Origin of the sequence: Micromonospora sp. NPDC048842 (genome assembly GCF_040649935.1) — a bacterium.
Taxonomy (GTDB): Bacteria; Actinomycetota; Actinomycetes; order Mycobacteriales; family Micromonosporaceae; genus Micromonospora; species Micromonospora hortensis.
Window position 1 is genome coordinate 1 of record NZ_JBEZGK010000008.1, and the last position, 12,901, is coordinate 12,901.

Genomic DNA, 12,901 nt, shown 5'->3' on the forward strand with positions numbered 1-12,901 from the left:
GGGGGGGGGGGGGGGGGGGGGGGGGGGGGGGGGGGGGGGGGGGGGGGGGGGGCGGGCCGGGGGGGGGGGGGGGGGCCGGGCGTTAGAGCTTGGTCCAGGCTTGGGTTAGGACTGTGCGGAGGATCTGCTCGATCTCGTCGAAGTGCTGCTGCTCGGCGATCAGGGGTGGGGCCAGCTGGATGACCGGGTCGCCCCGGTCGTCGGCCCGGCAGTAGAGGCCCGCCTGGAACAGGGCGGTCGAGAGGAAGCCGCGCAACAGGCGCTCCGACTCGGCCTCGGTGAAGGTCTCCCGGGTGGTCTTGTCCTTGACCAGTTCGATCCCGTAGAAGTAGCCGTCGCCGCGGACGTCGCCGACGATCGGCAGGTCGTACAGCTTCTCCAGGGTGGCCCGGAAGTCGTCCTCGTTGGCGCGTACGTGCCCGACCAGGTCCTCCCGGGCAAACACCTCCAGGTTGGCCAGGGCCACCGCGCAGGAGACCGGGTGCCCGCCGAAGGTCACCCCGTGGGCGAACATGCCGGTCTCGGTGAGGAACGGTTCCATCAGCCGGTCGCTGGCGATCATCGCGCCAAGCGGGGCGTAGCCGGAGGTGATGCCCTTGGCAGTGGTGATGATGTCCGGCTGGTAGCCGTAGCGCACCGCGCCGAAGTACTCGCCCAACCGCCCCCACGAGCAGATCACCTCGTCCGAGACGAGCAGCACGTCGTACGCGTCGCAGATCTCCCGTACCCGCTCGAAGTAGCCGGGTGGTGGTGGGAAGCACCCGCCGGAGTTCTGCACCGGCTCAAGGAAGACTGCGGCGACAGTGTCCGGCCCTTCCCGTTCGATGGCCCTACCGATCTCGTCGGCGGCCCAGCGGCCGAACGCCTCGGCGTCGTCGCCATGCTCGGGCGCCCGGTAGAAGTTCGTGTTCGGCACCTTGATCGCGCCCGGCACCAGTGGCTCGAAGTCGCTCTTGATGCCGGGCAGGCCGGTGATCGACAGGGCACCCATGGAGGTGCCGTGGTAGGCGATGTACCGACTGATCACCTTGTACTTGTTGGGTTTCCCGGTGCGCTTGAAATACGCGCGGGCCAGCTTCCACGCCGCCTCGACGGCCTCGGAGCCGCCGGTGGTGAAGAAGATCCGGTTGAGGTCGCCGGGGGTGAGCGCGGCGATCCTCTCGGCAAGCTCGATGGCCTTCGGGTGCGCGTACGACCAGAGCGGGAAGTAGGCCAGCTCGCCGGCCTGCTTGGCGGCGGCCTCGGCCAGCTCGGTGCGACCGTGGCCGGCGTTGACCACGAAGAGCCCGGCGAGCCCGTCCAGGTAGCGGCGACCCTGCGCGTCCCACACGTACGCTCCCTCGCCGCGCACGATGGTCGGCACCTCACCGGCGGAGTAGCTCGCCATCCGGGTGAAGTGCATCCAGAGGTGGTCGGTGGCGTTGGCCATGTCAGCCCCATCGGTCGTCGGGCCGGTCAAAGGGTGAGGCCGGCCGCTCTGCCAACGGTTATCGCACAGTCTTAACCACGGAAGCAAGTGTTATCGGCGGTATCACGGTCAGTTGGCGACGGATTTAGCGTAGGGGCGTCACAGATGCAACGGAATCCGCATCACTTGTGGGCCGGTTGGTCGGCGGTCGGCAGGAGTCGTCGGCGGGAGGCGGAGGTGTGCTGGTGGCTGCCTTTGGAGCTGAATCGTTTGTGGCATCACGGCCGTCCTGTGGGGGCCGCGCCACGTGCCCTCCCGGATTCGCGCCCGTCGGCCAGGCAGGCCGGCCCGTCACCGGGTGCTGCCGTCCGCGACTCGTTTGCGACATCAGCTCCAAAGGGCCCGGCCGGTGGTAGCGCCTCCCTCGGCCGCCGGATCGATCCACTCTGTTTCGCCGAGATCGCGGTGTCCGGACGTGGTTGATACCGCGACATTGCTGAAGTCGAGTGGATCAAGCGCGGGAGCGGGCGCGCGGGGCCGAAAGCCGCGGACCGTGGGCCTTGGGACGCTGGTGGGGCACTTCGGGGACGGTCGGGGGCGTTCTGGCTGCGCGCCAACACGTCCCACCGCAACACGCCGTAGGTCGCAGACACGGACACGCAGCGTGGCTATCGTCCGCCGCAACGTGCATCGAGCGGCGTCGCAGCGCGCCTGCTGGGCGAACGACCCGGAGTCGTCCGTCACGGCACGGAGGAGCGGCGGGAGGGTGCGGTGGCGAACGAGGCGTTGCGGGTGGCGATGGCCGAGGCGGGGGAGACCGTCGAGTCGTTGGCCGAGAAGGTCCGCGTCGACCCGAAGACGGCGGGGCGGTGGCTCGCTTCGGGGCGCATCCCGCATCCACGTACCCGGGTGGCGGTGGCCGAGGTCCTGCGCCGGGACGCGGCCGATCTCTGGCCGGAGCCGTTCCGCCGCCGTGACCTGCCGTGGTTCCGGCCGTGGGCCGACCTGGAACAGGACGCCACGTCACTCCGGTCCTACCAGCCGCTGCTCGTGCCGGGTCTGCTCCAGACCGAGGGGTACGCCCGCGCGATCCTCGGCACCGGTGGGCTGGTCTCACCGTCCGAGGTGGACCTGATTGTGGCGGGCCGCCTCGAACGGCAGGCGGTCCTGTGTCGCGATGCTCCACCGCAGCTCGTGGTGGTGATCGACGAGGTGGTGCTGCGCCGGCCGGTCGGCGACCGCGCGGTGATGGCCGGCCAGTTGGCCCACCTCGCGAGAGTGGCCGAGTGGCAGCACGTGCAGGTCCGGGTCATTCCGGCCGAGAGCCCGTGGCACACCGGGCTGGCCGGCCCCTTCGTGCTGGGCCGGCTGCCCGACGGGACGGAATTGGCGTATCTCGACAACCAGCTCCGCGGTCAGGTCGTGACCGATCCCCTCGACGTCGCTAGCCTGGGACGCAGGTGGGAGAGCGTCACCGGCGAGGCGTTCCCCCGACGACGGTCGATCGAGCTGATCGGGGAAGTGGCCACGACATGGACATGGCCGACGCCCGCTGGCGCACCGCGACCCGCAGCAGCAACAACGGTGGTGACTGCGTCGAGGTGGCCGACAACCTGCCCGGCCGGGTGCTGGTGCGCGACAGCAAGGATCGCGACGGCGCCGCCCTGACCTTCGCGCCGACCGCCTGGGCGTCGTTCATCGGCGCGGTCAGCGCGGCGAGCGGCGGGCAGCGTCAGGCCGTACCCCAGGTGTAGGTCTGCTTGCGCAGCTTGAGATAGACGAACGCCTCGGTGGAGAGCACCCCGGGCACCGCGCGCAGTCGTTGCAGGATCTCCAGCAGGTGGTCGTCGTTGCGGCAGACCACCTCGGTGAGCAGGTCGAACGACCCGGCGGTGATCACGACGTAGTCGACCTCGTCCAACTCGGCCAGCCGGTCCGCGACAGCTTCCAGGTCGCCGTCGGTTCGGAGGCCGATCATCGCCTGCCGGTTGAAGCCGAGCTGGAGCGGATCGGTCACCGCCACGATCTGCATCACGCCGGAGTCGAGCAGTCGCTGCACCCGCTGGCGGACCGCCGCCTCGGACAGCCCCACCGCCTTGCCGATCGTTGCGTACGGGCGACGGCCGTCCTCCTGGAGCTGCTCGATGATCTGCTTTGCCACGTCATCCAGCAGAGCGTGATTGGCGCCGTCACGGACAGCGACGCGTCGACCGCCGTTGCTGTTCTCGTGCTGCCGGTTTGTCATTGCCCGCTCCCCATGTCCCGAATCGTGATGTCGCGCGTGTATCCCCGCGTAGTCTGGCGTATTTCGTCGTGCATCGCTATTCCCGCAACGGAATCCCTTGTAAGGGAGGTCACCTCATGTCAGGATCAGTCGTCAATGGCACTTGACCCTCCCGACATTCCCGCCGGCGTGCCTCCCCGTCCCGCCCGCCGACGATGACCCCCTAGGAGTCGTCATGCGTACTCCCCTCCGGCCCCTCTCCCGGCGTGGACTGCTCACCGGCACTCTCGGCTCGGCCGCCCTGCTCACCATGGGTGGCAGCCTCGCGGGCTGCGGCACCAAGGGCGCGCAGCAGACCGAAGCTGGCTGCGTCAGCGAGGACCTCTCCGGCACCGAGAAGAAGCTCGCCTTCGCCAACTGGCCGCAGTACATGGACGTGGACGACACTGACGAGTCCAAGCGGCCGAGCCTCGACGAGTTCATCACGAAGACCGGCATTCAGGTGACCTACACCGAGGACATCAACGACAACAACGAATTCTTCGGCAAGGTGCAGAACCAGCTCGCCGCGTGCCAGAGCACCGACCGGGACATCATCGTGCTTACCGACTGGATGGCGGCCCGGATGATCCGGCTCGGCTGGATCCAGAAGCTGGACCCGGCGAAGATCCCGAACGTGCAGGCCAACCTGCTTCCGTCGCTGCTCAACCGCCCCTTCGACGCCGAGAACCGGATCTCCATTCCGTGGCAGTCCGGCCTTGCCGGCCTTGCCTACAACGGCAACGTCACGAAGGAGCTGCGGACTGTCGACGAACTGCTCACCCGCCCCGACCTCAAGGGCAAGGTGACAGCGCTCAGCGAGATGCGCGACACCATGGGTCTGCTGCTCGGGTCCAACGGGCACGACCCGGCGAACTTCACCGCCGCCCAGTTCGACGACGCCCTCAACAAGCTCAAGAAGGCAGTCGACTCCGGGCAGATCCGCAAGTTCACCGGCAACGACTACGCGCCCGACCTGGCCAAGGGCGACATCGCCGCGTGCATCGGCTGGTCCGGCGACGTCATCCAACTGTCCGGTGAGGACGAGAAGGTGCGGTTCGTCGCACCGGACTCCGGCGTGATGCTCTACAGCGACAACATGATGGTCCCCAACAAGGCCACCCACAAAGGCAACGCCGAAGCCCTGATCAACTACTACTACGAGCCGGCTGTCGCGGCGAAGCTCGCCGCGTACGTCAACTACATCTGCCCGGTAAAGGGCGCTCAGGCCGAGATGGGGAAGATCGACCCCGAGCTGGCCGCCAACCCGCTGATCTTCCCGGATGAGGCGCTGCTGTCGAAGTCCAAGGTTTTCATGGCGCTGGACGAGAAGCAGGAGAAGGAGTACGAGGGCAAGTTCCAACAGGTCATCGGGGCGTGATGAGGATGGCGCGCGAGACACCCGCCGGCGACCTGCGCCTGGCCAACCTCACCAAACGGTTCGGCGTCTTCACCGCTGTCGACGACCTGAGCCTGACCATCGAGCGGGGCTCGTTCTTCGCGTTGCTCGGCGCGTCCGGCTGCGGCAAGACCACCACGTTGCGGATGATCGCCGGCCTGGATGAGCCGACCAGCGGCCAGGTGCTGCTCGCTGACCGGGACATCGCCCGGCTGCGGCCGTACAAGCGACCGGTCAACACCGTCTTCCAGAGCTACGCGCTCTTTCCGCACCTCACTATCTTCGAGAACGTCGCCTTCGGGCTGCGCCGACGCGGCATCCGCTCGGTCGACGACGAGGTCACCCGGATGCTGTCACTGGTGCAACTCGACGGGTACGGCAACCGCCGCCCCGCCCAGCTCTCCGGCGGCCAGCAGCAGCGGGTCGCACTGGCCCGCGCCCTGATCAACCGGCCGCAGGTGCTGTTACTCGACGAGCCGCTGGGCGCACTCGACCTCAAGCTGCGCCGGCAGATGCAGATCGAGCTGAAGCGCATCCAGACCGAGGTCGGCATCACCTTCGTGCACGTCACCCACGACCAGGAGGAGGCCATGACCATGGCCGACACCGTCGCGGTGATGAACGCCGGCCGGATCGAGCAACTCGGTCCTCCCGCCGACCTCTACGAGTTTCCCGCCACCGCCTTCGTGGCGAATTTCCTCGGCCAGTCCAACCTGCTCGCCGCCGAGGCCACCGGCGCCGGTGGCGGCGACGTCGCGGTGACAGCTCACGGCACGCGCTTCTCGGTGCCCGCCGGCCGGTCGCGGGTCGACCACGGCCCGGTGCACCTGGGGGTACGCCCCGAGAAGCTGATTCTGGTCGGCTCCGCCGACCAGGTGCCCGCCGGCCATCAGCACGTCACCGGAGTGGTCACCGACGCCTCCTACGTGGGAGTCAGCACGCAGTACCTGCTGCGCACCGGCTGGGGCACCGAGTTGTCGGTCTTCGCCGCCAACAGCGGGACGTCGACGCCGGTGGCGGTCGGCAGCGAGGCCGTGGCGTACTGGGATCCGCGGCACGCGTTCCTGCTGCCCCGCGACGCCGCCGACACCGACCGGACATCGCCGGTGCTGGACGAGCCGGTGGGTGCGTCGTCGTGACCCTGCTGGCCCCCACCAGGGCGGGGCAGCCGCCACCCGTGCCACCGGCAGCCCGGTCCGGGCGGCGCCGGCTCCTGCCGTACCTCCTGTTGTTGCCCGGTGCGGCCTGGCTGCTCATCTTCTTCGGTGTGCCGTTGGTGCAGTTGGCGGCGGCCAGCCTGTACGACCCCGGCGGCTCGCTCTCCACCGGGTACGCGATGACCTGGGCGGTCAGCAACTACCCCGACGTGCTGCAGGCGTACTGGCCGCAGTTCCTGCGCTCGTTCGGCTACGCCGGGATGGCCCTGGTGCTGGCGTTGCTGCTGGGCTACCCACTGGCGTACGCCATCGCGCAGAAGGCCGGCCGCTGGAAGAACCTGCTGCTGGTGTGCGTCGTCGCGCCGATGTTCACCAGCTTCCTGGTCCGCACACTGGCCTGGAAGACGATCCTGTCGGACAACGGCGCGCTCGTCGGTCTGCTGCGCGGCGTGCACCTGCTCGCCCCGGACGGTCGGCTGTTGGCCACCCCGTTCGCTGTGGTGCTCGGCCTGACGTACAACTTCCTGCCGTTCCTGGTGCTGCCGCTGTACGCGAGCCTGGAGCGGCTGGACCCCCGGTTGCTGGAGGCGGCCACCGACCTGTACGCGAGCCCGGTACAGGCGTTCCGTCGGGTGACGCTGCCGTTGTCAATGCCCGGTCTGGTCGCCGGCACGCTGCTGTTCTTCATCCCGGCCAGCGGCGACTACATCAACGCCGAACTGCTCGGCACCCCGAACGAATACATGATCGGCAACGTCATCGACTCGGCGTTCCTGGTCCGCCTGGACTACCCGCAGGGCGCCGCGTTGTCGTTCCTGCTGATGGCGGCGATCCTCGCTGTGGTCTTCGGCTACCTCCGTCGAGCCGGCACGGAGGAGGTCCTCTAATGCGACTTTCCCGTTGGTTGGCGGACCGCTGGGTGATGATCGTGGCGTTGCTGGTGCTCGGCTACCTGGCGCTGCCGATCCTGGTGGTGGCCGCGTTGTCGTTCAACCGGCCATCGAGCCGGCTGTCCTACGACTTCAACGAGTTCACACTGGACAACTGGCGGCAGCCCTGCGCCACCTCGGACATGTGCGACGCGGTGGTCCGCAGCGTGCGGATCGGCTTTATCGCCACTGTGGTCGCCACTGTGCTCGGCACCCTGATGGCGTTCGCGCTGGTCCGGCACCGCTTCCGTGGCCGATCCGGGATCAACGTGCTGATCTTCCTGCCGATGGCCACCCCGGAGCTGGTGATGGGCACGTCGTTGCTGGCCCTGTTCGTTTCGGCGGGCGTACCGCAGGGTTTCTGGACCATCGTGATAGCGCACGTGATGTTCTGCGTGTCGTTCGTGGTGGTGACAGTGAAGGCGCGGCTCGCCGGGATGGACCGGCGACTGGAGGAGGCCGCCATGGACCTCTACGCAAACGAGTGGCAGACCTTCCGACGGATCACCCTGCCGCTGGTACTGCCCGGCATCGTGGCCGCCGCGTTGCTGGCCTTCTCGCTGAGCTTCGACGACTTCATCATCACGAACTTCAACGCCGGCACCACAGTCACGTTCCCGATGTACGTCTGGGGCGCTGCCCAGCGTGGCATCCCACCGCAGGTCAACGTGATCGGCACCGCGATGTTCGCTGTCGCGCTGCTGCTCGTGGGGCTCAGCTCGCTGCGCGGTCGACGGGCCCGCCGCGCCAACCTGCTGGCCGGGCCGTCAGGTCACCTGCGTCGGTCGTCATGACCCTCCGGCATGCGGGTCTTCCGACCAGTGAACCGTCATGACGCTCCCGCACACCGGCCGGGCGCTTGCCGACGCGGCACCCGTGCCGTACTGGCTCGACCGCCCGGACCGCCCGGACCCGCTACCGCCACTGAGCGGCCGGCACTCCGCCGACCTGCTGGTGATCGGCGGCGGCTACGGCGGACTGTGGGCCGCGCTGTTGGCGAAGCAGGCGGACCCGGACCGGGACGTGCTGCTCGTCGACGCCGGGACCTGCGGTTGGGCCGCGTCGGGGCGCAACGGCGGGTTCTGCGCCGCCTCGCTGACCCACGGCCTCGCCAACGGCGTCGACAGGTTTCCCGACGAGGTCGGCGAGTTGGAACGCCTCGGCCGGGACAACCTGGACGCCATCGCCGCCACAGTCGCGACGTTCGACATCGACTGCGACTTCGAGCGCACCGGTGAGCTGGCCGTCGCCGTCGAGCCGTACCAACTCGACGGGCTGGCCGCCGACGCGGACCTGGCCCGCCGGTACGGCCACCGGGTGCTGTTGCTCGACCGGGACGAGGTGCGCGCCGAGGTGCACTCACCGACGTACCTGGGTGGAATGTTCGACGCCGACCGGGTGGCATTGGTGGACCCGGCGAAGCTGGCCTGGGGGCTGCGCCGCGCCTGCCTCGACCTCGGCGTACGCGTGCACGAGCACACAAGGGTCACCGGCCTGCGCGCCGACAACGCCGCGCTGCACGCCAGCACAGTGGGCACCGATCCCACCGCCCACCCGGCCGACCCCGCCGACACCCGCGCCGCAGGTCAACCCGGCTCGATACGGGCGCGCCGGGTGGTGCTTGCCACCAACGCGTTCCCGCCGTTGCTGCGCCGGCTGCGGGCGTACCTGGTGCCGGTCTACGACCACGTGCTGATGACCGAGCCCCTCACCCCGGCTCAGCGTGACGCCATCGGTTGGCGCAACCGGCAGGGGCTCGCCGACACCGCCAACCAGTTCCACTACTACCGGATCAGCACCGACGGGCGGATCCTCTTCGGCGGCTACGACGCCGTCTACCACTACGGCAATCGGGTAGCGCCCGAGCTGGAGCAACGCCCGGCCACCTTCACCACCCTCGCCCGCCACTTCTTCACCACGTTCCCGCAGCTCGCCGACGTCCGGTTCAGCCACCGCTGGGGCGGGGTCATCGACACCTGCACCCGGTTCTGCCCGTTCTTCGGCACCGCCTACGGCGGTCGACTGGCGTACGCGGCCGGATACACCGGCCTCGGCGTTGGGGCCACCCGCTTCGGGGCCCGGGTGCTGCTCGACCTGCTCGACGGCGGGAACACCCCGCTGACCCGACTCGACCTGGTTCGCCGCAAGCCACTGCCGTTCCCGCCGGAACCCGTCCGCGCGATCGGCATCAATCTCACCCGCTGGTCACTGGCCCGCGCCGACGCGCGCGAGGGCCGGCGCGACCTCTGGCTCCGTACTCTCGATCGTTTCGGTTTGGGGTTTGATTCCTGATGCGTGTCCTCCTCGTCGGCGCCGGTGGCGTCGGCTCCGCCGCCGTAGCCATCGCCGCCCGACGGACCTTCTTCGAGACCATCGTGGTCGCCGACCACGACCCCGTTCGGGCCGAGCGTGCGGTCGCCGGGCACGGTGACCGGTTCGTCGCGGCCCAGGTGGACGCCTCCTCGGCCGACGCGGTCACCGCGCTGTGCCGGGAGCACCGGATCACGCACGTGCTGAACGCCGTCGACCCGCGGTTCGTCATGCCGATCTTCAACGGTGCGTTCGCTGCCGGCGCGGACTACCTGGACATGGCGATGTCGCTGTCGCACGTCGAGACCGGCGTGAAGCTCGGCGACGAACAGTTCGCGCTGGCCGACACCTGGTCGGCGGCCGGTCGGCTGGCGCTGTGCGGCATCGGGGTCGAGCCCGGCCTCTCCGACGTGTTCGCCCGCTACGCAGCCGACGACCTGTTCAGCGAGATCGACGAGATCGGTGTCCGGGACGGGGCGAACCTCACAGTCGACGGGTACGACTTCGCGCCCTCGTTCTCCATCTGGACCACCATCGAGGAGTGCCTCAACCCGCCGGTCATCTGGGAGCGGGACCGGGGCTGGTTCACCACCGAACCGTTCTCCGAGCCGGAGGTCTTCCACTTTCCGGAGGGGATCGGGCCGGTCGAGTGCGTCAACGTCGAGCACGAGGAGGTGCTGCTCATCCCGCGCTGGGTCAAGGCCCGGCGGGTCACCTTCAAGTACGGCCTCGGTGACGAGTTCATCGAGGTGCTCAAGACGCTGCACAAGCTCGGCCTGGACGCTGTCTCCCCGGTGCGGGTACGCGGCGTCGAGGTCTCCCCGCGTGACGTGGTAGCCGCGAGTCTGCCCGACCCGGCGACGCTCGGTGCCCGGATGCGCGGCAAGACCTGCGCCGGCACCTGGGTACGCGGCCTCGGCCCGGACGGGCAACCCCGCGAGGTCTACCTGTACCACGTGGTCGACAACGAGTGGTCGATGCGGGAGTACGGGCACCAGGCGGTCGTCTGGCAGACCGCCGTCAACCCGGTCGTCGCGTTGGAGTTGCTCGCCAGCGGCGCGTGGGCCGGTGTCGGGGTGCTCGGGCCGGAAGCGCTGCCCCCGATGCCCTTCCTCGACCTGCTGAACGATTACGGGTCACCATGGGCGATGGAGGAGCGGTGAGCCTGCCCCGCTGACGGCATCGCGACAGTTCCGTCGTCGCCGTTGGACCTCCGATCCCTTGTCGATGCGGTGCGTGGTGATCTGCGGCTTTTGATGGTGCTGACACCCGCACGATCGGCCCTGCCCTGCCAACCTGGAGGTTCGCCGCACCTGCCGACTCGTCGCCCGCGAGCGCGCCCACCGATCTTCCCGGCGAAGCGAAAGGCGCAGGTGACGAGCGCGACGGGGGATATTGCAGGCTGTGTTTGCGACGACACTCATCGCCGTGACGATGCAACCACCACAGAACCCGGGGCCGCCCTACCCGCCGTCGTTCGGCCAGACGCCCCGACCGAACTGGTTCCGCCGGGCCACCCCCGCCAGCCGGGTCGCCGTGATCCTCGGCTCGGTGACGCTGTCGCTCCTGCTGCTCTGCTGCGCCGGCACCGCCATCGTCGGCGCGTTGACCGGCGAGCCGGAACCCACAAAGACCGGCACGGCCGCCGAACAGCCGCAGCAGCCGATCCTGGCCGCGCCCGGCGAACCGACCGAGGAGGCCCCCGCCGCCGCGCCCTCCACGGTGCCCACGTCGGCGCCCTCCACGGTGCCCACGTCGGCGGCGCCCGCCACGGCGTCCTCGTCGGCGGCGCCCGCGCCAGTGGTGCAGGTGACAACCGTGACGGAGAAGGCCACCATCCGGTACGGCGAGCGGACCGTCAAGGACTCGTCACTGGCCGAGGGCAAGCGGGTAGTCCGGACCAAGGGCGTGAACGGCGTCCGGACCCTGACCTACGAGGTGACCACCACCGATGGCGTGCGGACGGCCAAGAAACTGGTCAAGTCCGCAGTGACGAAGCAGCCGGTGACCCAGGTCGTGGCCGTCGGCACCAAGAAGCCGCAGTCGTCCAAGTGCGACCCGAACTACAGCGGTTGCGTCCCGATCGCCAGCGACGTGGACTGCGCGGGTGGCAGCGGCAACGGCCCCGCCTATGTCAGCGGACCGATCAGGGTGATCGGCAACGACATCTACGACCTGGACCGAGACGGCGACGGCATAGCCTGCGACTAACCCCGCCGCGCCCCCCGCACCCCCGCCCGCGCCCCCGCGATCTTGCACTTTCTGCGCCGACCTTTCGCTGCATATAGGGCGTATCGACGACAGGAAGTGCAAGATCGCGGGAGTGATGATTCGGGGCCGGGGAGTCCGGGGGGTGAGGCGCTAGCACGGCAGGGGGTGGGGTTGGGGGTTGTCCACAGGGGGGACGGTTTTCCACAGGTGGTCGTCGCGGGACCTCTATGGGCTCCCGGGTTGGTCAGCCTGCTTCCATGGCTACTCAGTTGTGGCGTACCGACGCACTCATGCGGCAACTCACCGTTGGGCGAATCCGTAGTCGGCTCGACCGCGAGGAATTGCACCGCGTACGCAGAGGGGTCTACGCCGATCAACCCTGCGGCGACGACGACGCACTGCGCGCACTGATGCTCCGGCTGCCCGACGGGGCGATGTTGGCGAGGCAGAGTGCCGCCCGCCGACACGGCTTCGGGGTGCTGCGTGATGATCTGATCCACGTTCATCTGCCCGCCGAAGTGCCAAAGCCCCGTCTACCCGGGGTGGTCGTTCACCGGACGGTGCTGCCCGTTCGGCCGGTCTTCGTCGACGGTCTGCCCTGTGTGCCGGCGGCTCGCTGTGCGGTCGACCTGGCTCGCGCCGTCCGACGACTCGACGCACTCCCGGTACTCGATGACGCGCTGCGGTCGGGTTTGGTCACCCAGGATGACCTGCTTGCCGAGGTCGCAGCCCACAACGCGTTGCGTGGTGTCCGCCAAGCCCGGCAACTCGTACCGCTGGCCGACGGCAGGGCGGAGTGCCGACAGGAGAGCCAGTTGCGACTGATTTTGATCGATGGGGGGCTGCCTCCACCGGAGCCGCAACTATGGGTGGCCGACCGTCATGGCATAGCTCTCTACCGGCTGGATCTGGGTTACCGCGAACGCCGGATCGGCATCGAGTACGACGGACTGTCGCACCTGGACCGTGACCGGCTCAGACATGACCGGGAGCGGGTCAACTGGCTGGACGCTGCGGGCTGGCGGATGCGCTATTTCACCGACCGTGACCTCTACCGCCGCCCCCAGCACATCAAGGCCACCATCCGCGCCGCCCTCTCCTAACCACACCAGCACCCCCGTCACCCCGTCACCCCGTCACCCCGTCACCCCGTCACCCCCGTCGATCTTGCACTTTCTGTCCCGACAGATAACGCCTTAGGGATATTTGGGCAACACAAAGTGC

At 69.0% G+C, this 12,901-nt stretch carries 11 protein-coding genes and 1 pseudogene; 10 read left to right on the top strand and 2 right to left on the bottom strand.

Annotated features, from left to right (window positions below):
* Window positions 1–82: 82 nt before the first annotated feature.
* Window positions 83–1,429, bottom strand: a complete 1,347-nt coding sequence (locus tag AB0C19_RS13340; protein ID WP_357183950.1) for an aspartate aminotransferase family protein — start codon at window positions 1,427–1,429, stop codon at window positions 83–85.
* Between the two features lie 777 nt (window positions 1,430–2,206).
* Here AB0C19_RS13340 and AB0C19_RS13345 point away from each other — a divergent pair.
* Window positions 2,207–2,947: pseudogene (locus tag AB0C19_RS13345) on the top strand (DUF5753 domain-containing protein); the annotation flags it as partial.
* Window positions 2,941–3,162, top strand: a complete 222-nt coding sequence (locus tag AB0C19_RS13350; protein WP_357183953.1) for a DUF397 domain-containing protein — start codon at window positions 2,941–2,943, stop codon at window positions 3,160–3,162. The pseudogene AB0C19_RS13345 and the gene AB0C19_RS13350, both read left to right, overlap by 7 nt.
* Here AB0C19_RS13350 and AB0C19_RS13355 read toward each other — a convergent pair.
* The gene (locus AB0C19_RS13355) at window positions 3,141–3,653 is read right to left on the bottom strand and encodes an Lrp/AsnC family transcriptional regulator (protein WP_091394101.1); all 513 of its coding nucleotides are present in this window, start codon (window positions 3,651–3,653) and stop codon (window positions 3,141–3,143) included. The genes AB0C19_RS13350 and AB0C19_RS13355 overlap by 22 nt on opposite strands.
* Window positions 3,654–3,867: 214 nt before the next feature.
* Here AB0C19_RS13355 and AB0C19_RS13360 point away from each other — a divergent pair, with 214 nt between their 5' ends.
* From AB0C19_RS13360 to AB0C19_RS13395, 8 genes are all read left to right on the top strand, one after another.
* Window positions 3,868–5,052, top strand: a complete 1,185-nt coding sequence (locus AB0C19_RS13360) for a spermidine/putrescine ABC transporter substrate-binding protein (protein WP_357183958.1) — start codon at window positions 3,868–3,870, stop codon at window positions 5,050–5,052.
* The gene (locus tag AB0C19_RS13365; protein ID WP_357183961.1) at window positions 5,052–6,209 is read left to right on the top strand and encodes an ABC transporter ATP-binding protein; all 1,158 of its coding nucleotides are present in this window, start codon (window positions 5,052–5,054) and stop codon (window positions 6,207–6,209) included. The genes AB0C19_RS13360 and AB0C19_RS13365 overlap by 1 nt, the downstream gene beginning before the upstream one ends.
* Complete coding sequence (locus tag AB0C19_RS13370) at window positions 6,206–7,114, top strand: ABC transporter permease (protein WP_357183964.1); 909 nt, start codon at window positions 6,206–6,208, stop codon at window positions 7,112–7,114. The genes AB0C19_RS13365 and AB0C19_RS13370 overlap by 4 nt, the downstream gene beginning before the upstream one ends.
* Window positions 7,114–7,950: an ABC transporter permease gene (locus AB0C19_RS13375; protein ID WP_357183967.1), complete on the top strand. Its 837-nt coding sequence runs from the start codon at window positions 7,114–7,116 to the stop codon at window positions 7,948–7,950. Before AB0C19_RS13370 ends, AB0C19_RS13375 begins: the two co-directional genes overlap by 1 nt.
* Window positions 7,951–7,987: 37 nt before the next feature.
* Window positions 7,988–9,448 (top strand): FAD-dependent oxidoreductase, encoded by a 1,461-nt coding sequence (locus tag AB0C19_RS13380; RefSeq protein ID WP_357183970.1) that lies wholly within the window; start codon window positions 7,988–7,990, stop codon window positions 9,446–9,448.
* Window positions 9,448–10,629, top strand: a complete 1,182-nt coding sequence (locus AB0C19_RS13385; protein ID WP_357183973.1) for a saccharopine dehydrogenase C-terminal domain-containing protein — start codon at window positions 9,448–9,450, stop codon at window positions 10,627–10,629. The genes AB0C19_RS13380 and AB0C19_RS13385 overlap by 1 nt, the downstream gene beginning before the upstream one ends.
* Before the next feature lie 271 nt (window positions 10,630–10,900).
* Window positions 10,901–11,677, top strand: a complete 777-nt coding sequence (locus AB0C19_RS13390; RefSeq protein ID WP_357184696.1) for a G5 domain-containing protein — start codon at window positions 10,901–10,903, stop codon at window positions 11,675–11,677.
* 257 nt (window positions 11,678–11,934) lie between these two features.
* Complete coding sequence (locus AB0C19_RS13395) at window positions 11,935–12,780, top strand: DUF559 domain-containing protein (protein WP_357183977.1); 846 nt, start codon at window positions 11,935–11,937, stop codon at window positions 12,778–12,780.
* The last annotated feature ends 121 nt before the right edge of the window (window positions 12,781–12,901 follow it).